Raw genomic sequence first — 22,539 nt, forward strand, 5'->3', positions numbered from 1 at the left:
TATAAACATGCTTATCTTTGTAAATAACATTTATAATTGCAGAAATGGAAACGAAAGAAGCTATAAACGAAGAAAATGTAGAAAAAAAATCAAGGTGGAAGAAAATGCTTAAGAAATTCGGTATTGGCGGAATCATCTTTTTTACGGTAAAAGGAATTATCACTTCTACGTTGATTTATTTCTTAGGTAAAAACTTTTGGAGTGTAATTAGTGGTTATTTTACCGGAATATTTCAATAAAAAAAGCAAAGAAATTATTCTCTGCTTTTCACTTTATTTAAAACTAAATTTTACTCTTTTTTCTTTCTCCCGGCATTGATCAAATTCTGATTAAGAAGATACTCAATCTGCCCATTGACGCTTCTAAACTCGTCATTTGCCCATTTTTCAAGAAGTTTATAGGTAGACTCATCTATCCTTATCACGAAAGATTTTTTGCTTTTGTTTTCGGGAGAGTTCTGAGTTTTTTCTGATTTCATTGTCTTCTGTTTTTCAAATTGCTTTTTTTTAACGCAAAGAGCGCAAAGATTTTTCTTAAATTATTGAAAATATTTTTCGGTCGCAAAGGCGCTTCGCTCAGCAAAGAACGCTGTAACTAATCTTTATAAATAGAATCAGTTTTTGTCTCAAACTTAACCTTAGCCTCAACCTTAATTATACAGCGTTCCTGCATTTAAAATTGGCTGCGCAGCTTTTTCGCCACAAAGAACAACCATTAAATTACTTACCATTGCTGCTTTTCTTTCGTCATCCAATTCTACGATATTTTCTTCTGAAAGTTTCTTTAAAGCCAGATCTACCATTCCAACTGCTCCTTCTACAATTTTAGTTCTTGCCGCTACAATTGCTGTTGCCTGCTGTCTTTGAAGCATTGCTCCTGCAATTTCAGATGCGTAAGCTAAATGTGAAATTCTTGCTTCCTGAATGATAATTCCTGCTTTTGAAAGTCTGTCTGTTAATTCCTGCTCAAGAATTGAATTGATTTTTTCACCGCCTTCTCTTAAAGTAATTGGAGCATGATCGTCTTCTAAGTTATCGTAAGGGAAACTCATTGCCAAATGACGAACTGCTGCCTCACTCTGCATTTTTACAAAATCTGAATATCTTTCCACATCAAATGCTGCTTTGTAAGTATCTCCTACTTTCCAAACCATAACGACTGCAATTTCGATGGGATTACCCATTTTATCGTTTACCTTCAACGTTTGTCCCTGCAAGTTTTCTGAACGTAAAGACATTTTTTGAGATGAATACAGAGGATTAATAAAAAAAAGTCCGTTATCTTTTACGGTTCCGACATATCTTCCGAAGAAGTTTAAAACTCTTGAATGGTTGGGCTGGATAATCATTAAACCTTTCAATAAAAAGCACATCAGAAAGAATGCAATAATTGAGATGATAATGTAAGTGACATCAACGTTTTCACCGTCATTAATTCCTGTGACAAAAAGGTAAACTGAACCTCCCAATAAAACTAATGAGAGAATTAATGCTAAATAACCTGACATTGGTTTTAAAACTTTTTCCATAATTGTAATCTTTAAAGTGATATTATTTTGATATCATAAAGATATGTATTTTTTAGTTATTAGTTATTAGTTATTAGTTATTAGTTATTAGTTATTAGTTATTAGTTATTAGTTATTAGTTATTAGTTATTAGTTATTAGTTATTAGTTATTAGTTATTAGTTATTAGTTATTAGTTATTAGTTATTAGTTATTAGTTATTAGTTATTAGTTATTAGTTATTAGTTATTAGTTATTAGTTATTAGTTATTAGTTATTAGTTATTAGTTATTAGTTATTAGTTATTAGTTATTAGTTATTAGTTATTAGTTATTAGTTATTAGTTATTAGTTATTAGTTATTAGTTATTAGTTATTAGTTATTAGTTATTAGTTATTAGTTATTAGTTATTAGTTATTAGTTATTAGTTATTAGTTATTAGTTATTAGTTATTAGTTATTAGTTATTAGTTATTAGTTATTAGTTATTAGTTATTAGTTATTAGTTATTAGTTATTAGTTATTAGTTATTAGTTATTAGTTATTAGTTATTAGTTATTAGTTATTAGTTATTAGTTATTAGTTATTAGTTATTAGTTATTAGTTATTAGTTATTAGTTATTAGTTATTAGTTATTAGTTATTAGTTATTAGTTATTAGTTATTAGTTATTAGTTATTAGTTATTAGTTATTAGTTATTAGTTATTAGTTATTAGTTATTAGTTATTAGTTATTAGTTATTAGTTATTAGTTATTAGTTATTAGTTATTAGTTATTAGTTATTAGTTATTAGTTATTAGTTATTAGTTATTAGTTATTAGTTATTAGTTATTAGTTATTAGTTATTAGTTATTAGTTATTAGTTATTAGTTATTAGTTATTAGTTATTAGTTATTTTGTTTCTTAATCTTCTTTTCTGATGGGTGTATTTTTTTTAGTAAAAAAAAATTACTGTTTTACTTTTTTAAACAAAGAAATCCCGAAAATAACTTTCGGGATTTCTATAAATAGATATGAATGATTTATTTTTTCTTTAAAGCAACAAACTTAAAGTAAGATACTAATGCTAAAGTAAACATAGTTGCTAAACCGATGTATACCCAAGCCGGAATTGGAACAGGATCTCCTGCTGCATAAGAGTGAAGCCCGCTTAAGTAATAATTTACTCCGAAATAGGTCATCACCATAGAACAGAAAGCAAACATTGTCGCTACGCTGAATGCCCATCTGCTTCTCAATCCCGGAACTAATCTCATGTGTAACACAAATGCATACACCATAATTGAGATAAATGCCCACGTTTCTTTTGGATCCCAACTCCAGTATCTTCCCCAAGATTCATTCGCCCAAATACCACCTAAGAAGTTTCCTACTGTTAATGCAAAAAGACCGATTGTTAAAGACATTTCAGATACAATTGCTAATTCTTTTAATGTCGAATCATTATGCATTTGGAACTGTTTTTTATTTGTAATGATATAGAATATCAATGTAATTACGGCAATAATCATCGACAATGCGAAGAAACCGTAACTAGATACAATAATAGCAACGTGTACAACTAACCAATAAGATTTCAGAACCGGTGCCAAAGGTGTGATCTGCGGGTTAAGTGCTACTGCTCCGTGAGCAAAGCCCATCATGATTACAGCAACCATAAACCCAGCTGCCGGAATTAATGCGTTTGAAGTGTTTCCTTTGCTTGCTAACTTCATTGTTGATAATGCTGCCTTTTGTCCTAAGTTTGGTTTTCCAAATCCGAAATAGAACATCATCCCTGCTGAAACTCCTATCCATGAAATAAAAATAATTGCTTCGTAACCGTTACTCCAAGGAGCGTGACCAGAAATATACCATCTTGCAATCAGTCCTAAAAAGTGTACAACGTAACCTACAAGACCAAGATAAATAATTCCTTTGATGATATTGTTAAGAATTTTGGTAGGTTTAAATAATTCTACAAAACCTAAAACAAATACCAATCCACCAATGATGGTGTAGAAAATCAATAAGAAAAAGTTAATGTTAGCTTTATTGATAAAAACTTCTAGATCAACTTTTTCTTTTGCAGGAACAACTGCTTTCCCCCATTTTTGCTGATAGTCTGAAAGTTTTTTTAATTCAGCATCTGCTTTGCTCCAATCTCCTGTTTTTTGAGCCTGAAGTGCTTCTGCAAAATAAGGTCCCATTACTTTTTGAGATTCCATGTCTGGCTCCATTTTTTGGTCAAGCCAAGAATGCCAAGTATGATTCGGGTCATTTTTTACAGGAACAATTCTCATAAATTGTCCACTGAAAAATTCATTGAAAATCTGAACCTTTTCGTTTAATTTAATAACTTCCTTGTCGTACTCAGACTGTAATGCCGATTTTTTACGGAATGCGGTGTTATATTCTTCATCCAAAATATATGTTAGATTTCCGTTAGCATCAGAAGGGAAAAGATTCATCAGAGTTGTATAACCATCTTCGTCTGCTTTCACTCTTTTTAAAAGTGCTTTTCCACCTTTCGCATCCACTTTTATAAGTGGAACCATCGTCCAGCTTGGTGTATCTGTGTTAATTGACAAAAACCACTGTTCGGCAGTTAAATATTTCCCGTCAGTTCCTTTAAATTTATCTTTTTGGTACAGTTTTCTTAAAATATCTAAAGCCTGTGTATTGATAGGAACAATTCTACCTTCGTAATTCTGAACCAAAAGATAACCAAACTTATCAGCATGTTCTTTGCTAATTTTATTTCTCGAAATAATCTCGTCCGGCGAAATAATTCTCATTTTCGTCAAAGGAGCAGCTAAAGAATTTTGTTGATTTCCTTGCGGTTGAGCTTGTTGAGGAGCAACTTCATGAGTATGACCATCTCCTTCTACATGTACATGTTCTCCACTTCCATCGTTTGTTCCATGCATTTCAATTTTCTGAGCGCTTAATGTTAAGCTCAAGAATAATAAAACAACTGTCGCTGCTCTTTTCTTATTGATATCTTTCAGCATTTTATTCAATTTCCAGAAGTGGGTTCCTTTCCAGAAAAACATTACAAACATACCTCCGAATAAGAATGCGTAACCAATGTAAGAGATCAAAGTTCCCCAATAATCGTGGTTTACAGAAAGTAAAGTTCCCATTCTGTCCGGCGTATAACTTGCCTGGAAAAAACGGTACCCTTTATAATTAAGAACATTATTCATATAGATTTTATAAGGAGTTTCTTTTCCTTCGTCAATGATTTTTACGTGACTTTCGTATGCACTTGGAGATGAACTTCCAGGGTAAGTTTCCATTACGAAATCATCCAATTTTATAGCGAAAGGAGTGGTGTAAATTTTAGGACCAAACCCAACCATAATATTCAAACCATCCATTGTTACTTGTTTGTAAGCATTAGGATTTCCTCTTTCCACAGAAAGCTCTACGATTTGTTTTGTTTTCGGGCCTTCTATTTCTATCGTCATTGCATCAGGAACATTCTGATCTTTCTTTTTATCGCCTTCAAAAGCTATTAGTTTCCCTTTTTTAAGACCTTCAGGAACAACTAATTTTAGCTCATTAATGCTATACAAACTTCTCAAAACCAAAGGTTGATATTGGTCTTTTGCGGTATTTCCGGTTGCCTGAGTTGCCATCGTCATGTACGTTGCATCAACAGGAGTTTTAATCAACATTTGTCCGTTTTCTTGCTTAAATTCTACAGCTCCGTCAATAGCTCTATTGAAAGTAACCAAAGTTCCGTTGATTGATTTTGTTTCTCCGGATTTGATGTAAATATTTTGTCTTCCTGTTTCTGCAGTTGATACTAAATGAAGATATTCTGCACCATTTGCATCAGCAACTAAACTGTCTTTTTTTCTTTGAACGTAGTCTAGAGTTTTAACTTTAATTTGCTGTCCGTGGAAATCATAGGTTGCTTTAAAGTCTTTGTGTAAGGGAGACATTAAATAAGGAACATCCTGATAATTCAACACATCCCCTTTATCTTCAATCTGAATTTTAAAGAATTGTTTGTCAGTTACGATCTCATTTGAAGTTTCACCTTCTCTGATGGTCATTTGTCCTTCAAAACTGATGTATCTTGTAATTGCACCTCCAATAAAAATAAAAATAAAGGCAAGGTGGAATACCAAAACCGGCCATTTTTCTCTTTTCCAAAGACGGTAACGACTAATGTTTCCACAAAAGTTGATAATGAGGAGAAGCATAATGAGCTCAAACCATTTTGCTTCATAAATTAGGGCTTTTGCGGCAGGTGTTCCGTAGTCGTTTTCTAGGAACGTCGCATAAGCCATGGAAAATGCGTAAACCAGCAATAGAACTGCCATTGTTCTGGTTGAAATAAGAATATCTTGGATCTTCTTCATGATTTTTTTTACTTGACATGCAAAAATAAGGATGATAAACCGAAAGAGGGCTAAAAAAAGCTGTTTTTTATCACATTAAAAGGGATTTAGCTTATTTTGAAACATTCTTAATAAGACGATTTTTATTAAATAAAACATAAAAACAGACATCAATTCTAAACATAAAATATCACATCAAAAAACAAACGTGTTTTCTTGTAAAAAATATTTAAAATCTAAAAAAAACATTAAATTTGCCCAGACTGACATTATGGAAAAGAAATCACAAAAAAAACAACCAGAAATGCCTGAAACAGGCAGAGTTTTATCAAAACAACGTATTTTTTTCGGACTTACATTTATTGTTTTCGCCGGAGTACTTGCGCTGTCTTTTATTTCATATTTAATGAATTGGAAGGCAGATCAAAGCCAGGCCGGAACAATTTTAGATAAATCGATAAAATCATCAAACATATTCGGAAAGCTTGGCGACTGGCTCGGTAATCTGTTTATTTTTGAAAGCATCGGTATTGCCTCATTTATTGTTGCATTTTTATTTGTAGTCTTCGGGACAATGATTTTAAAGAAAAAAATCTTTAAACCGTGGATGACTTTTGGTCACTCGCTTTTCTTTATCTGCTGGTTACCTATTTTATTGGGAGCTATTACAAAAGGTAATGGTAACGGTGGAGTTTTAAGCGGTGTATATGGTTATCAGATCATGGACTCTCTTTCTGCGATTATTGGAAATGTTGGTCTTTGGGTAGTTTTAGTTGTAAGTATTGCACTCTATTTCATTCTTGAATTTAACCTTAGACCAAGCTCAATAAAAGCTAAACTTGATGTAATTAATGAAAATACGATTGGAAAAGTAAAAGCAATGATGCCAAATTCTGATCAGGATTTTGAGGCAGATCAGGAACTGGAAGAAGAGCTTGTAAAAGAAGAAACACAAAATATTACAGTTACAGATTTATCTGATGATAGAAAAACTCCTGAAGTTGTAAAACCAAACCCGGTTATTCAGGAAGCGCAATCTATTGCGGAAGTTGAAACTATTGTAACGCCAAACCAGACTTCTTTTGAAGATAGCAGAGAAACTGCACCTACTTTAAATTTAAATATAACAACCCCTTCAATTCCTACCATAAAACCTGAAGATGCTTTTGATGCTCCGGTTTCAAATTCTTCAACTTCTTTTTCTTCTTCTGATGCGGATGAAATTAAATTTCAGGTAGAAGTTGCTCCGGTAATTGATATTATAGATGATGCAGAAAAACAATCTCAGGATTTGGTTGATAAACATGGTTTGTATGATCACAGATTAGATTTGGCTAAATTTCAAATGCCTCCAATCGATTTGTTGAAAGATTACGGAAACGAAGAAATCTCAATCAATAAAGAAGAATTAGAAGAAAATAAAAATAAAATTGTTGGACTTCTTAAAAACTTCAACGTTGGAATTGCTGAAATTAAAGCGACGATCGGACCAACCGTTACTTTATATGAAATTGTACCGGAAGCAGGAATCAGAGTTGCTTCTATTAAAAAGCTACAGGATGATATTGCGTTGAATCTTTCTGCTTTAGGAATCAGAATTATTGCGCCAATGCCCGGAAAAGGAACAATTGGTATTGAAGTTCCAAGAAAGAATCCTACAATGGTCTCTATGAGATCGGTGATCGCTTCTCAGAAGTTCCAGAATACAGATATGGATCTACCTGTTGTTTTCGGTAAGACAATTTCTAATGAAGTTTTCATGGCAGATTTGTCTAAAATGCCTCACCTTTTGATGGCGGGAGCAACAGGACAAGGAAAATCTGTCGGGATTAATGCAATCTTGACTTCCCTACTTTACAAAAAACATCCAAGTGAATTGAAGTTTGTCATGGTGGATCCTAAAAAAGTGGAACTTTCTTTATATTCAAAAATTGAAAGACATTATTTGGCAAAACTTCCTGATTCTGATGATGCGATTATCACAGACACCAATAAAGTAATCAATACTTTGAATTCTCTTTGTGTAGAGATGGATCAGCGTTATGATTTGCTTAAAAATGCTTTCTGTAAAAATTTAAAAGAATATAATAAAAAATTTGCTGAAAGAAAATTAAATCCAGAAAATGGTCACCGTTATTTACCATACATCGTTTTAGTTGTTGACGAGTTTGCAGATTTGATTATGACGGCAGGAAAAGAAGTGGAACTTCCGATTGCAAGATTGGCGCAGTTAGCAAGAGCAGTGGGAATTCACTTAATTGTAGCAACTCAAAGACCATCTGTGAACGTAATTACCGGTATGATTAAAGCAAACTTCCCAGCAAGAGCGGCATTCAGAGTAATTTCGAGTGTGGACTCAAGAACCATTTTAGATTCTACAGGCGCAGATCAGTTGATCGGTAAAGGAGATATGCTTTATTTCAACGGAAATGAAATTTTAAGACTTCAGTGTGCTTTTGTTGACACGCCAGAAGTTGAAAAACTTGCAGAGTTTATTGGCGAACAAAAAGGGTATGCTTCTGCATTCCTACTTCCTGAATTTGTCTCTGAAGAAGCAACAAGTACAGTTGGAGCATTTGACCCGAATGAAAAAGATGCTTTGTTTGAAGAAGCTGCAAGAATTATTGTTTCAACACAACAAGGTTCTACTTCTATGTTGCAAAGACAATTAAAATTAGGATATAACAGAGCCGGAAGAATTATGGATCAATTGGAAGCAAGCGGTATTGTTGGAGGATTTAACGGAGCTAAAGCAAGAGAAGTTCTTATTAGTGATCTGTATTCTTTGGAACAGTTTTTGGAAGATCTGCGAAATTAAAATTTAAAAAATCTACGATTTTAACTTTCAGATGATATGAAAGTCTAAAGAATAGGAAAAATTAGAAAAATTTAGAATGAAAAAAATAATATCAAAAATAGTTTTAGGAACATTAGTAGTAGGAAGTATCGGTTTTGTGCAGGCACAGAAAATTGATGCTAAAGCAAAAAAAATATTAGACGATATTACGGCGAACTACAATTCTAAGAAAAACTCTTATTTCAAATTTGCTTTTGGAAGTGGTGTAAACGGAGCTGTTTCTAAAACAGAACCCGGAATTTATTATGCTGCAGGAGATAAATATAAGTTGAAAATCATGGAAACAGAGCAGATTTTCGACGGAAACAAAATCTACAATATCAATACAGAAGATATGGAAGTTACCGTTGCAAAACCAAATGCAAGCAGTACCATGTTCTCTCCTATCAATTATCTTACATCGTATAGAAAAGATTATAATGTTGCATATGGTGGAAAAAAAGCTGTTGATGGCGTAAATGCAGACTTGATTAAATTAACTCCGGTAAAAGCAAACGGATTAAAATACATTTATCTTTATGTAGATTCTGCGAAAAAACAAATGCTAAAACTTGAGCAGCATGGAAACAACAAAGATATCTCTGTAATTTCGATAAAAGAATATAAAGAAAATCAGCAATTAAACCCGAATATGTTTGTATTTGACAAGGCAAAATTCAAAAATTATCTTGTTACAGAATTATAATTCTAAATAAATATTAAAATTTAAAGTCACAAAGAAAACTTTGTGGCTTTTTCATTAATTTTGGCGAATGTTTAAAATCTTAGACCGATATATCATCAAGACCTTTTTTGGTCCGTTTTTATTTATATTCAGTGTACTGTTTTTTATATTTATTGTAAACATTATCTGGATTCAGCTTGGTCAGTTTATGGGTAAAGGTTTAACGACTTTACAGATCATGAAGCTCCTTTTTTATCTTGGAGTAAGTGTAGTAAGTATGGTTTTACCGTTAACAATTTTATTGGCAAGTATCATGTCTTTCGGTGAACTGGGAGAACGCTACGAACTTGCTGCAATGAAAGCTGCCGGAATTTCTTTAACACGAGTGATGATGCCGCTTTTGGGCGTAACTGCTGTTTTGGCAGTCATGCTCTATTTTTTTTCCAACAATATTATTCCCGATTTTCAGAGGAAAGCGAAGAATATGCTTTTTAATATTGCTCAAACTAAACCTGCATTAAATTTTACTCCGGGACAATTTATCGATCAGATTCCGGGTGTTATGGTGAAATTTGATAAAATTAAAGGGGAAGACGGAAGAGATTTAGAAGGTGTTTTTATTCATAAAAAAGCAGGAAACTACGAAAATCAGCAAACAATTGTTGCCGAAAAAGGAAAATTTGCGAACGCAAAAAATCGTAAATTCATGAAGCTTATTTTGTATAACGGAAGCGTAATTGAAGACAGCTATGCCGGAAAAGCTGATAATGTAAGATTAAAACAACCCGATCAGGCAACAAAATTTGACAGTTTAACCATTCACTTCGACATCAGTGAATTGATTGATAAAGCCATCGAAAAAGAACAGATTACAGACGATTACCGTTTTCAGACGTATACTGAGCTTTTGGCTACGATTGATAAAACCAAAAAAGACAACACCAGAACTGCAGATAATATCAGCAACGATATTATTTCTCAAACTAATGCTGTGATTACTTATATGGACAAAAATAAAACTAAGGCTCCGGTAAAATCACAATATAAACTTGATACTATAAAAGGAGAAAAAAAATTACAGCTTCTTACGAATGCTTATTCAAGACTTGATAATCTGAAAACCAATCTGGATTCTAAAGACAAAGAACTTGATCCGAGTGTTAAATATTTTAGTAAAGTCGTTATTTACCAGCAGAGAATTCTTACCTACTCTTTCACTTGTATCATTTTCTTTATGATTGGTGCGAGTTTGGGATCTATTATCCGAAAAGGAGGAATGGGGGTTCCGGTAATCATTGCGATTATCATATTCATTATTTTCTATGTAATCAATGTAGGTTTTGAAAACGTTGCCTGGTCCGGAAAAATGAGTCCGTATCTTGCAGCTTGGCTTCCAAATATGATATTATTTCCTTTTGGAATTTTAATGACTTATAAAGCTTTAACAGATTCTCAGTTATTTGATTCTGAAAAATACAAAACCTTCTTTAAGCCTCTTACGAAGTTGTTTGTAAAACAGAAAGAACATAAGCGTTATCAATAATCATTTAATCCGAAAGAAATTTCGGATTTTTTTTTTGCTATCAAAAGTTTAAAATTAATATCTTCCATAAGTGAAATTTTATTTTAATTAAAATTAGAAACAGATATGAAAAAAAGTATTTTTATTTTATCAGCAATAGCAATAATTTCCTGCTCCAGAAATCCTGAAAGCGAATCTAGTTCCAACAATATTGAGACAGAATCTTCTATTGAAAATCTTAATGTTCAAACCAGTAATTTTTCAGAAATTGACAGTAGCGGAGTTTTGATGTTTCCGCTTAGAATGGGCGAAACAAAACGTGAATACGAAAGTTCTTACAAAAACATTCCTGCTTATAATTATTGGAATATTATGTTTTATAATTCAAATACCAATAATTATTATTTATTAACTAAAGACAAAATATTGATTGAGGGTTTTAATGAAGATTATTATGACGGAGTAGAAACGGTTTCTACCCATAAAACAAATTATATTTTTTATACAGCCAGAAGTTTAGATTATAATAAAGATAAACTTTTGAATCATCAAGACCCATTATATCTATATGTTTCAGATAAGGAAGGAAAAAACTTCAGACAATTATCTCCTAATAATTATAATCTTGAAAACTGGAAGTATATAAAATCTACTAAGAAAGTTGTTTTTTCGGCATCAAAAGACAGTGATAAAAACAGTTTATTTGATGATAAAGATGAAGTTGTTGCTTTTGAAGTGAATGTAGATGTAAATGAATCAGCAAAAGAAATTTTTAATAATGAAACAAAAAGTGAGCTTAAAAAATTATACGATCGAGATTGGAAAAAAATTAAAAAGTAATAAGTCCGGTTTTATTTAAATCATTTTAAAAAACTGAGTAAGGTTAAGAAATAAACATAAATCTATGAATGTTTTATTTATTAACGCAAAGCTTTATCTTCACAAGTCTTATTTTTAAGGAGCAAAGATGAATCAATAAATTAATTTTTATGAAGCGCACGTTTTATTCAAGCTTCATCAGCGACTTTGTCGCCATTCTTTGCTCCTTAAAATAAGAAGTTTAAAATTAAAACCTTTGCGTGGTAAAAGGTTTTGCTCAATTTTTTATTTCGAACTCCCTTCATTTTGCATATTTTTTGATGTTCTCAAAAAGCCAAATCTAAATTATATGAAAAAACTTATCCTATTACCAAGTCTTGTCCTTCTATTTTCCTGTGAAAACAAAAAGAAAGAACCTGTTGATGCAAATTTTCCATCAGACAATTTACAAACAGTTTCAGCAAAAGACAGCTTACAAAAAAATAATTCTCCGCAAAGCATCGACGAAATAAAAACTGAATATGCTTTACTTAATAATCAGCTAATCGCCAAAAAGCTCGATTCTACAAGTTTTGATTATGAATGTAATGAAGTTTCCGGTAATGTGGTTTATTATAGTTTAAACGGAGAGCTCAAAAGCATAAAACATTTTCATGGAGACAGCCATTTTTCTTCGGTAGAAAATTATTATCTGAAAAACGGAAAACCATTCTTTATTTTTCAGGAAGGAACTGTTTGGAATTTTGACGGAGGAACACCAGAAAAACCCGAAACGAAAGATGATGTAGAAGAAAAACGATTTTACTACATCAATGATCAATTAATTTCCTGCAGAGATAAAAAATATACACTGCGCACCAAAAACCAATTAAAACCTGAAAATGTTTCTGATGGAGAAAGTAAAAACTGTAATGACACAGAATTAAGAAAAACTTTCGAAACTCTTATCAAAAACAAAGATAAAAAAGGAAAAACAGATTGTATTTTATAAAAACAAAAGAGAGGATTCGGTAATGAATCCTCTCTTTTTATATTTTCAAAAACCTGAAAATTATACTTTCATAATTTCAGCTTCTTTTGTTTTCAGATGATCGTCGCAAGACTTCACATATTTGTCTGTAAGTTCTTGAATTGATGCTTCCACATTTTTAATTAAATCTTCAGAAACTCCATCCAGTTTTTTAAGTTCTTTAATACCGTTTTGTCTTGCGTTTCTTACAACGATTTTAGTATCTTCAGTTTCACCTTTAGCTTGTTTAGCCAATTCTTTTCTTCTGTCTTCAGTTAAAGGTGGTACATTAAGGATGATGTTTTCTCCGTTATTAGAAGGGGCAAATCCTAAGTTAGAATTAATAATAGCTTTTTCAATAGCACCGATTGCGGTTCTGTCCCAAGGCTGAATAGAGATGGTCATTGCATCCGGCACAGAAACGTTGGCAACCTGATTAATAGGAGTTGGCGCACCGTAATATTCTACCATCACATCCTGAACCATGCTTGTAGACGCACGTCCCGCTCTGATTCTTTGAAATGCATGATCCAGGTGCTTAAGAGCCGCTTCCATATCATGTTTTACAGATTCTATGATAAGATCTAATTCTTCCATTATATAATAAAAATTTGATAAGTTACACATTGATTAAAGATGAGTAATAAGTAATGGGTAATAAGTAATCATAATGCTAAAAACCTAATCCCTAAAATCTATTATCTGCTACCTTACTATAAATTTACTAAAGTTCCTACATTTTCTCCGTCTACAATTTTCAATAAATTACCGTCTTTATTCATATCAAAAACAATAATTGGCAATTTATTTTCGTGGCTTAATGTAAAGGCAGTCATATCCATTACTTTAAGGTCTTTTTCAAAAACTTCTTCGAAAGTTAATGAATTATATTTTACTGCATTTTCGTTTTTCTCAGGATCGCTGTCATAGATACCGTCAACTCTTGTTCCTTTAAGAATAACATCAGCGCCTATTTCGATAGCTCTTAATGTTGCAGCAGTGTCTGTTGTAAAATAAGGGTTTCCTGTTCCGGCTCCGAAGATCACTACTCTGCCTTTTTCAAGGTGTCTTACTGCTCTTCTTTTAATGAAAGGTTCTGCTACTTTATCCATTTCGATAGCAGATTGTAATCTGGTTTTAATTCCTGCATCTTCCAAAGCACCCTGTAATGCCATTCCGTTGATAACGGTTGCAAGCATTCCCATATAATCGCCCTGTACTCTATCCATTCCTTTTGCAGCTCCTGCTACACCACGGAAAATGTTTCCTCCTCCAATTACAATCGCAATTTCGCAGCCTCTGTCAACCACTTTCTTGATTTCCTGAGCATATTCCATCAGTCTTTCGGTATCGATACCGTATTGTCTGTTCCCCATTAATGCCTCACCACTCAGTTTCAGAAGGATTCTTTTATATTTCATTGTATATTTTAATAATAGTTTTTTGAGAATTAATTTCTCTGAAAATTAATTTTGCAAATATAATCATTAAAAATATTGAAAAAAAGAAAAATATTATACAGAAATAATGAAAGAAATATTTTGATAAGTAGCAAAAAGGATTATTTTTGCATTAATTAAATACTGATTTGAAGAAAGTTCTAATTTTTTCACTATTTCTTTCGGGAATTGTTTCATTTGCACAAACTGGAACAAACGTTTACTCTTTCTTAAATATTCCCGTCTCTGCAAGACAGGCTGCTTTAGGTGGCGATGCTATTACGGTTAGAGATTATGATGTTTCTTTTGCCATTGCCAACCCGGCTTTGTTGAATAAAGATTCAGATAAACAGCTTTCAATAAATGCTTCTACTTATTTGGCAGACTCAAAGTTTGGAACCATTGCTTTTGCTAAAGATTTAGACAACGGACATATGGTTACCGTTAATGCAAGATATTTGGGCTACGGAAATATTCCTAGAACCGACGAAAGCGGTTTTGAAATGGGAGAATTTTCAGCTTCAGATGTTGCTGTAGGAGCAGGATATGCTTATCAGTTTGAAGAAGATTGGACGATTGGAGGTGGATTAAATTTCATCACTTCAAAAATCGATACTTATACTTCTTCTGCCTTATCGGGAACTTTAGGAATGACTTATCATAACAAACAGAGCAAAGAAGTAGCTTCTGTAGTACTGAGAAATTTCGGGTATCAGTTTAAATCGTTCAATGGCGAGAGAGAAAATCTTCCGTTTAGAATAGATTTAGGATATACCAAAATATTAAAAGCAATTCCTCTTGCGATTACAATTACAGCGCACGATTTACAGAAATTTGATATTTCTTCAGATTATGATATTAATGGGCAGGAAATTGGTTTCGGAAGAAAAATTGCCGATCACTTTTCTCTTGGTGCTGAGCTTTTCCCTGAAAAAGGTTTCAACATCAGATTAGGATATAATGTGAGAAGAGGAAATGAGCTTGCTGTTGCTGATCAAAGAAACTTTACAGGATTGTCTGCCGGGTTTGGTTTAAAAATTTCCAAGTTCCGTTTAGATTATGCTCATGTGAGATATCATAATTCTTCTAATGTTAATCAAATTGGGATTTCTGTAGATTTAAGCGGTCATCGAGGAGAGTAAGTTTATTACAAAACTTTAAATATTCAACTTTATCATTCATTCATACTTGATTTTTCCAGAAAATTTCTTGAAATTTGTCTTATGAAAAAACCAGTGATTGCTATTGATGGCTTTTCTTCTACCGGAAAAAGTTCTATCTCAAAAATTATTGCCGAAAAATTGGGCATTGTTCATTTAGATACCGGTGCTTTATATCGAGGGATTACATGGTTTGCTCTGCAAAACTGTATGGATGAGGACGGTACTATTAATTTGCCTTTACTTTTCAAATCATTTCATTTAATAGATCTTGAATTTAAAAAAGAAGAAGATGAATTGGTTCTTTTGCTTAATCATATCAATATTTCCAAAGAAATTCGCAGCAATGAAGTTTCTGAAAATGTCAGCTTAATTGCAAAGCAAAAAGAAGTAAGAGATTTTTTGCTTGATGCACAAAGATTAATTGCAAAAAACGGCGGTGTAATTATGGACGGACGAGATATCGGAACCGTAGTTTTACCCGATGCCGATTTTAAATTTTTTCTTACCGCAAGTATTGACGAACGCACAAAACGCAGATACAGTGAACTTTTATCTTTAGGAATTGAAGCTGATGAGGCTCATGTGAAAGAAAATCTTATAGAAAGAGACCGTATTGACAGTGAAAGAGAGATCTCGCCATTGCGACAGGCAGAAGATGCGATCTTAATTGACAATACAAACCTGACAAAAAGTCAAACTATCGAAAGCATATTGCAATATCTTACAAAAATTAACAATTTTTATTAGTCACAAACCTCGATTGGTATGTTAATTGTAACCTTTTAAAACGAAAACTAGTATTTATTAACTATTAAAAAAACAAAAAATGTCTAGAAAAGGAAATAATACAGCAGGTATTTTGGCAGGACTTTTAGCAGGTGCTGCAGCAGGTGTAATTTTAGGTATGCTTTATGCTCCTGAAGAAGGAAAAGAAACAAGAAAAAAAATCAGAACAAAAGCTGGAGATCTGAAAGATCAGGCTAAAAATAAATATGGTGAAGTATCTGAAAAAGTAAAAGATCAGTACGACAGTATCTCTTCTACTTTCAAAGAAACTGCCAATAATGTAGCGCATACTGTAAAAGATGGGTATGACAAATACAAAGATCAAATTGTTTCTAAAACTACCGATATGGTAAAAGATGTAGAATCTGGATTGAACGATCTTAAATAATTGTATTTAATTTAATTAAATATAAAAAAGGAACTTTAGGTAAAAGAGTTCCTTTTTTTGTAACTTTTAAAAAAAATATAAGGATGATTGAAACAATTAAAGAATACGCATCTAAGAGAATAGATTTGCTAAAAATTGAGGCCACAGAAAAATCTTCAATTTCTGCAGGTGTTATTGCCTATCTAGTGATATTGTTGGTGGCTTTTGGCTTTTTTATCATTCTTTTCAATTTTGGTTTAGCGTTTCTTATTGGCAAGGCTTTAGACAATTATTCATACGGATTTCTGATTGTTGCGGCATTTTATTTTGTAGTGATGCTTTTAGTTGCTACCTTTAAGAAAAGAATCGTGAATATGGTAGCAAATAAAGTAATAGAATTCTTAAATCACTAAACTATGGGCAGAAATTACGAGAGTCTGGAAGAACTTAAAAGAAAAAAGAAACTTTTAAAAGATGAAATACATGATCTGGAAGCGCTTTTGACTTTTAAAAATACAAAAGAAAGCTTGAGTGCATTTACCAATGGTCTCAGTGATCAATATCTTCAGGAAAAAGTAGATGATGATGGTGAAGAGAAAACGGTGATTAGAAAAGATGTAATCGCAAAACAGCTTACTTCCGAAGTAAAAGGAATGTTGCTGAATAAAAACACAGCCGTAGGATTAGCCAGTTCTGCTTTTAGCGGTAATGCTATAGATGGAATCATCAAACTTGGAGTAACCGCTTTAGTTGCCAATTACGCAAAGAAAAATATGAAAAGTTCAAATTGGAAAAAGAAAGTTTTAGGAGCTGCACTAATCTACGTTGCACCAATTGCTTTGAAATTTGTTCGAAAAAAATTAGAAAATTACCAAAAAACAAAAAGTGTATCCAGCATGGAGCAACTTATATAAATTTGTTTGAGAGTTTTAGAGTCGGAGCATTTTAGTGTTTTACATACTCTCCCACTCTAAAACCCTCCAACACTATGGCTCTCAAACTTTGAAGAGCTGTCCCAAAATTATTCCTGCAGCCATAGAAACATTCAGACTTTCTGTAGACTGCGATTTTCCAAATCTTGGAATACTTATTTTTTTGTGAAGAAGTTTTTCTGTATCATCGCGCATTCCGTTTCCTTCGTTTCCTAAAATCAGATTGATTTTCTTTGGTTTTTCGAAATGATAAATATTTTCTCCTTCCATATCGGTTCCCACATTGATATTTTCGGTTGTTGAAAGGTATTCTGCCAAATTGCAATACACAATATTTACTCTGGTAAAAGAACCCATTGTTGCCTGAATAACCTTTGGATTGTAAAAATCTACGGTATCTTCACTGCAGATAATCTGTTCAATTCCAAACCAGTCTGCCAAACGGATAATTGTTCCGAGATTTCCCGGATCCTGAATTCCATCTAAAATCAATTGAAAATCTTTGTCAGTAAACTCAGACTTTTCTAATAACTCACAAACTGCTACAGAATCTTTAGGATTTTGTAAAAAACTTATTTTTTTTAGTTCATTTTCAGTAATCTGTGTAAATTGAACATCTTTGGACAGAAAATTGTTAGGTTCTGTAGAAAATATTTCTTTAATTTTAAAGTTAGAATTAGGAAGTTCAAGAATAGTTTTATTCCCTTCAACCAAAAACAAGTTGTATTTTTGTCTGAACTTCTTTTTATCTAAAGATTGTAAAATTTTAATTGTATGAGCTGTAAGCATTTTAAGAATTCTCCTCAAAAATATTATAAAATAATATCATTTGCAACATTTGTAGGTTTACTTTATGCATGCAGTACTACAAAAAAAGTTCCGGATGGTGAATATCTGCTTACTAAAAACAATTTTGAATTTGAAGATAAAAAACAGTTTTTCGATGATGAGCTGGAAGATTATGTACAGCAAAAGCCCAATAAGAAGCAGTTGCTTTTCATGCCGTTAAGTCTTCTTTTATACAATGCTGCCAATCCTAAATACGATACAATTCTTAATGAATATATGACGTATCCGAGTGAGATGAGAAATCAGAAACTTAGAGATTCTCTTTTCATTAAATATAATATGCAGAGCAGTGTTGGGAAAAGCCTCTTCATGGACAGATTATATCACAATTGGGGAACTCCGCCGGTAATTTTAGATCAGACAAGAACTGAAAAAAGTGCGCAGTCAATTGAAAAAAGAATGACCTACAGAGGTTTTTGGGATGCAGAAGTAAAATACGCTCATAAGCTTGATTCAGCATCTAAAAAAGCATCTGTAAACTATTCTATTAAGCACAACAGTCCCACAAATATTAAAGAATATTATTATCATATTCCAGATCTAGGAATTAAAGGACTTTATCAGCAAAAAATGCATGAAAGTTTGGTAAGAAGCGGGCAATTGCTTGATCAAACGGTTTTAGAAAAAGAAATTACCCGAATCAACGACTGGATGCGTGAAAACGGATATTATAGATTCAATGCAGGAAATGATGAAGTAGGTTTTGTGGCAGATTCACTTTTAAGCAGAAAAGAAGTTCCGCTGGTTTTAGAAATTCGTAAAGACTCCATCAATCGCCCTTACAAAAGAGCGACTTTTGGAAATATAGATGTCGCAATTGTCGATCATCATTCAGATTTTCCAAAAAGAACGGTGAAAGATAGCCTTAGAAGAATTAGATTTCATAAAATGAATGAAAATTATAAGACTTCTGCGTTATGGAGAACGATTATTGTTGATAGCAAAACTGTCTATGATCAGAAAAAATTAGATCTTACCAAGAGAAATCTTTTGGCGATGAATAATTTTAGCATCCTTAAAGCCAGAGATTCTTTGAGACAAGGCGGTACAACTGCACCAAATGACAGTATTGTAGATGTTTTATATATCTTGAAACCTTTAGATAAATATGAGTTAAAAGTAGGAACGGATGTTAATTACTCGCAGTTACTCAACTTAGGAGTTTCTCCTTCTGTAGATCTTACAACCCGAAATGTATTTCGTGGTGCAGAAAACTTGACAACGAGTGTTGCAGGGACTTTTGGGTCAATCAGAAATCCTAAAAATTTAGATAAAAGAATTTTAGCTTACGAATATTCGGCGCAGGCTTCATTAAGCTTTCCAAGATTATTGCTACCATTTAATTATTATAAGCTTATTCCTAAAAGATATACTCCTACATCATCAATTGTTTTGGGAGCTTCGGTGCAGAACAATATCGGTTTGGGAAGAACCAACTTTAATACAGGTTTAAACTATTTTGCGAATGTTAATGATCAGGTTTCTCACAGATTAACACTCTTTAATACCCTTTTCAGTTTAACTAAAAATAAAGACAGCTATTACGATTTCTTCGTAAATGATGATGTGGTAAGACAAACTGTTTTTGATGATTATTTTATTTCTAACCCTCAAATTAAGCAAGATTTTGAGTCCGGAATTTTATCGAGAGACCAGGTTTCAGAAAAAATTATTAGTGATTTAGGATATGCGGCATCTGCGGCAACCGATCCAAAAAGAGCTGACGATTTACTTTCTTTTCTGGGAACGATTGTTAATAAAGACAGACAGACTCAGGATGTTCTTATTTCATCGATGATTTATAATTTTATTTATAATGAAATTGGTAAAAAAGATTATCCTAATGCTTTTTATTTTAACGGAAAAGTGGAATTGGCAGGAAATATTCCAAGTATTTTTAATCAGAAAAGACAAGATGACGGTGGAATTTTAAGAAGTCCTGAAAGAACAATTTTCGGAATTCCTTATGCGCAGTTTGTGAAATTTGATTTTGATGTAAGAAAATATTTTAAATTTAATGGAAATCAGACTTTAGCATTACGACAGTTTATCGGAGTAGGTATTCCTTACGGAAATTCTTCGTCGATGCCGTTTGTAAGGTCATATTTCAATGGAGGCTCTAACGATATCCGAGCTTGGGTTGCATTTGGTGGTTTAGGACCAGGAGGTTCTCAGATTGACGAAAAAGTGCGTACTTATTTGATGGGGAATATTAAACTGACAACCAATATAGAATATAGAATTCCGTTTACTGAGATGTATGAAGGTGCTATTTTCACCGATATCGGAAACGTTTGGAATACTGAAAACAATGGTTTTGATGATCAGTTTAAATTCAATAAATTTATCAGAGAAATGGGTATTGGTAGCGGATTTGGACTTAGAGTTAACGTTGCTTACATTACCTTAAGAGTAGATTTAGCTTATAAAATTTACGACCCAAATAAACCTGATGGTGATAAATGGAGATTCCATGATATTAAACCTTTGAAACCTACCTTAAATATCGCTTTCGGATATCCTTTCTAATCAGGAGAAATTCCAAAAATAAAATAAACTACAGCGGCCACTCTTGCAAGTATTTCGCGGGATTGGTTTCTGTAGTAACTCTCTGGTTTTGTAACATCTTGTGCATCAAAACCTAAAGCATTCATGTTATTGTTTCTTGCAAAAAATAATGCTCTCAAATTATGAAACCCCTGAGAAACAATAATCACATTTTTCTTATTGTAAACATCTTTACAACGTAAAATACTTTTATACGTATTAAAACCTTCAGGATCTTCTATGATGATTTCTTCGGGCACACCTTCCTGATAAATCAGATAATTTTTCATTGCGGCAGGTTCATTATATCCTTTACTTTTTTCGCCGCTTACAATGATTTTTTTAATTTTTCCATGATGATACAACAATGCAGTGGCATCCATCCTTTTGGTAAAATACGGATTAGAAAGTCCGGAACGCATTCTTGGAGAGGTTCCTAAAACCAAAGCAACTTCTCTTGGCGGAATTTTTGAGATCTTGGTATAAGTTCTTCCATTGGTAAGACCGAAAACCCAGGCATTAGATAAACATATCAGAAGAAAAACAATTTCTACTGACACAAAAAATAATTTGAATATGTTTCTGATGATTCTCAATTGAAATCAAAGTTAAGCTTTATTTTCTTAGTTTTTGCAATTGACATACACGCTAATATTTTGCCTTGAGCTTCCTCTTTTTCGGTAAGATATTCGTTTTCCAAAAGTTCTACTTCGCCTTCTTCTACAGTACATTCGCAGCTTCCACAAATCCCTGATTTGCAGGAATAAGGAACCGGGAATTTCTGAATCAAAAGCTGTTGAAGAATTTTCTCACGATTATTTGAAAGTACCGTTTGATAATTTTTCCCTAAAAGCTGGAAATCTACCTCTACATTTTCTATCAATGGAAATTCTTTTTCTACAGGATAAATATCATCATTAAATTCTTCAAACAATTCAAAGTGAATATTCTTTTTCGGGATTCCATGATGATAACACGCATTGGCTAAAGTTTTTATCATCTCCCCTTTTCCACAAATTAAAACTTCGTCCACAGCATCCCAAATCGTAGATTCTTCATCAGTATCATCCAAATGCAAAATTTGATTGATAATTAAATTCAATTTTTTGGCATCTAATCTTCCATAGAAAAACTGATCTGCCGTTTTTTCCTGCGAATAAAAATAGAAAATCTGCAGTCTGTTGTGGTGTTGCTTCGCAAGATTATCTAAAAGATCACGGTAAACAAGTTCTTCAGAACTTTTATTTCCAAGAAAAAGAAACAGTCTTGTTCTCGGTTCGTTATGAAGGATATTTTTAAAATGGCTTAAAATCGGAGTAATTCCAATTCCTGCAGCAAAACCTACAATCGTTCTGAATTCGCTGGGTTTAGAAACTAAAGTAAATCTGCCATTGGGTTCGCTCACAAGCAATTCATCACCTATCTGGTAATTTTTATAAAGCTGTGCTGTTGCACCGTTTTCAGAATTTATTTTAATTCCTAAAGTTATTTTTTTCTCATACGGAGCCGAAGTCATCGAGTAATCATTAATCACTTCTTTTCCTTCAGCATTGAATTTTATACTTACAAACTGCCCTGCTTCAAACGTGAATTTTTCTTTTAAATCCTCCGGGATTTCAAGCTCCAGCGAAAAAGTATTTTTGGTCAGGTCTTCCTTTTTAGCTATTTTTAGGCGGTGAAACTGCGTCAGTTTTCCTTTATAGATTTGTTGTTCCATACTTCATTTCAAAAATAAATAAAAAATAA

20 protein-coding genes are annotated in these 22,539 nt (G+C 32.6%); 12 read left to right on the top strand and 8 right to left on the bottom strand.

Translation table 11 applies throughout. The annotated features are described in order from the left end of the window. Positions 1 to 44 precede the first annotated feature (44 nt). Positions 45 to 239 (top strand): hypothetical protein, encoded by a 195-nt coding sequence (locus OEW74_RS06495; RefSeq protein ID WP_115950681.1) that lies wholly within the window; start codon positions 45 to 47, stop codon positions 237 to 239. A 50-nt stretch (positions 240 to 289) separates the two neighbouring features. Here OEW74_RS06495 and OEW74_RS06500 read toward each other — a convergent pair whose 3' ends face one another. From OEW74_RS06500 to ccsA, 3 genes are all read right to left on the bottom strand, one after another. Continuing rightward, on the bottom strand, positions 290 to 478 hold the full coding sequence (locus OEW74_RS06500) for an Arc family DNA binding domain-containing protein (RefSeq protein WP_066675600.1): 189 nt from the start codon (positions 476 to 478) through the stop codon (positions 290 to 292). Positions 479 to 649: 171 nt separating this feature from the next. After that, positions 650 to 1,528, bottom strand: coding sequence for an SPFH domain-containing protein (locus OEW74_RS06505; protein WP_265427707.1), 879 nt, complete (start codon positions 1,526 to 1,528; stop codon positions 650 to 652). Positions 1,529 to 2,527: 999 nt separating this feature from the next. Further along, positions 2,528 to 5,860, bottom strand: a complete 3,333-nt coding sequence (gene ccsA / locus OEW74_RS06510; RefSeq protein ID WP_265427708.1) for a cytochrome c biogenesis protein CcsA — start codon at positions 5,858 to 5,860, stop codon at positions 2,528 to 2,530. Positions 5,861 to 6,110: 250 nt separating this feature from the next. On the opposite strand from ccsA, the gene OEW74_RS06515 reads away from it, so the two are divergent. The 5 genes from OEW74_RS06515 (at position 6,111) to OEW74_RS06535 (ending at position 12,692) form a co-directional block, all read left to right on the top strand. Then, positions 6,111 to 8,657 carry an FtsK/SpoIIIE family DNA translocase gene (locus tag OEW74_RS06515; RefSeq protein WP_265427709.1) on the top strand — a complete coding sequence of 849 codons (2,547 nt, stop codon included), beginning with the start codon at positions 6,111 to 6,113 and terminating at the stop codon, positions 8,655 to 8,657. 76 nt (positions 8,658 to 8,733) lie between these two features. Then, positions 8,734 to 9,381 (top strand): LolA family protein, encoded by a 648-nt coding sequence (locus tag OEW74_RS06520; RefSeq protein WP_265427710.1) that lies wholly within the window; start codon positions 8,734 to 8,736, stop codon positions 9,379 to 9,381. Positions 9,382 to 9,448: 67 nt separating this feature from the next. Continuing rightward, a complete protein-coding gene (locus OEW74_RS06525) occupies positions 9,449 to 10,903 on the top strand; it encodes an LptF/LptG family permease (protein ID WP_265427711.1) in 1,455 nt (484 codons plus the stop codon). Between the two features lie 105 nt (positions 10,904 to 11,008). After that, positions 11,009 to 11,722 carry a hypothetical protein gene (locus tag OEW74_RS06530; protein ID WP_265427712.1) on the top strand — a complete coding sequence of 238 codons (714 nt, stop codon included), beginning with the start codon at positions 11,009 to 11,011 and terminating at the stop codon, positions 11,720 to 11,722. 328 nt (positions 11,723 to 12,050) lie between these two features. Further along, positions 12,051 to 12,692 (top strand): hypothetical protein, encoded by a 642-nt coding sequence (locus OEW74_RS06535; RefSeq protein WP_265427713.1) that lies wholly within the window; start codon positions 12,051 to 12,053, stop codon positions 12,690 to 12,692. Positions 12,693 to 12,752: 60 nt separating this feature from the next. Here the strand turns inward: OEW74_RS06535 and frr are convergent, their stop codons facing one another. Continuing rightward, positions 12,753 to 13,307, bottom strand: coding sequence for a ribosome recycling factor (frr, locus tag OEW74_RS06540; protein WP_265427714.1), 555 nt, complete (start codon positions 13,305 to 13,307; stop codon positions 12,753 to 12,755). A 116-nt stretch (positions 13,308 to 13,423) separates the two neighbouring features. Then, positions 13,424 to 14,131, bottom strand: coding sequence for a UMP kinase (pyrH, locus tag OEW74_RS06545; protein WP_074228632.1), 708 nt, complete (start codon positions 14,129 to 14,131; stop codon positions 13,424 to 13,426). Positions 14,132 to 14,298: 167 nt separating this feature from the next. Here pyrH and porQ point away from each other — a divergent pair, with 167 nt between their 5' ends. The 5 genes from porQ to OEW74_RS06570 all read left to right on the top strand — a co-directional run bounded on the left by porQ (position 14,299) and on the right by OEW74_RS06570 (position 17,379). Further along, complete coding sequence (porQ, locus tag OEW74_RS06550) at positions 14,299 to 15,291, top strand: type IX secretion system protein PorQ (RefSeq protein ID WP_265427715.1); 993 nt, start codon at positions 14,299 to 14,301, stop codon at positions 15,289 to 15,291. Positions 15,292 to 15,372: 81 nt separating this feature from the next. Beyond that, positions 15,373 to 16,059 (top strand): (d)CMP kinase, encoded by a 687-nt coding sequence (gene cmk, locus OEW74_RS06555; RefSeq protein ID WP_265427716.1) that lies wholly within the window; start codon positions 15,373 to 15,375, stop codon positions 16,057 to 16,059. 79 nt (positions 16,060 to 16,138) lie between these two features. Then, entirely contained in the window at positions 16,139 to 16,486 is a 348-nt protein-coding gene (locus OEW74_RS06560; protein ID WP_265427717.1) for a YtxH domain-containing protein, read from the top strand. Positions 16,487 to 16,569: 83 nt separating this feature from the next. After that, positions 16,570 to 16,878, top strand: a complete 309-nt coding sequence (locus OEW74_RS06565) for a phage holin family protein (RefSeq protein WP_265427718.1) — start codon at positions 16,570 to 16,572, stop codon at positions 16,876 to 16,878. Between the two features lie 3 nt (positions 16,879 to 16,881). Then, positions 16,882 to 17,379, top strand: coding sequence for a phosphoribosyl-ATP pyrophosphatase (locus OEW74_RS06570; RefSeq protein WP_265427719.1), 498 nt, complete (start codon positions 16,882 to 16,884; stop codon positions 17,377 to 17,379). A gap of 81 nt (positions 17,380 to 17,460) precedes the next feature. Here OEW74_RS06570 and OEW74_RS06575 read toward each other — a convergent pair whose 3' ends face one another. Then, entirely contained in the window at positions 17,461 to 18,186 is a 726-nt protein-coding gene (locus OEW74_RS06575; RefSeq protein ID WP_265427720.1) for a TrmH family RNA methyltransferase, read from the bottom strand. Between OEW74_RS06575 and OEW74_RS06580 the strand changes: the two genes are divergently transcribed. Further along, the gene (locus OEW74_RS06580) at positions 18,172 to 20,775 is read left to right on the top strand and encodes a BamA/TamA family outer membrane protein (protein WP_265427721.1); all 2,604 of its coding nucleotides are present in this window, start codon (positions 18,172 to 18,174) and stop codon (positions 20,773 to 20,775) included. The genes OEW74_RS06575 and OEW74_RS06580 overlap by 15 nt on opposite strands. On the opposite strand, the gene OEW74_RS06585 is transcribed toward OEW74_RS06580, so the two are convergent. Together OEW74_RS06585 and OEW74_RS06590 are read right to left on the bottom strand one after the other, a co-directional pair. Next, positions 20,772 to 21,389 (bottom strand): SanA/YdcF family protein, encoded by a 618-nt coding sequence (locus OEW74_RS06585; RefSeq protein ID WP_265427722.1) that lies wholly within the window; start codon positions 21,387 to 21,389, stop codon positions 20,772 to 20,774. The two genes, OEW74_RS06580 and OEW74_RS06585, sit on opposite strands and share 4 nt — an antisense overlap. Further along, a complete protein-coding gene (locus tag OEW74_RS06590) occupies positions 21,386 to 22,510 on the bottom strand; it encodes a flavin reductase family protein (RefSeq protein WP_265427723.1) in 1,125 nt (374 codons plus the stop codon). The genes OEW74_RS06585 and OEW74_RS06590 overlap by 4 nt, the downstream gene beginning before the upstream one ends. Between the last annotated feature and the right edge of the window lie 29 nt (positions 22,511 to 22,539).

This window comes from Chryseobacterium sp. YIM B08800 (genome assembly GCF_026163565.1).
GTDB lineage: Bacteria > Bacteroidota > Bacteroidia > Flavobacteriales > Weeksellaceae > Chryseobacterium.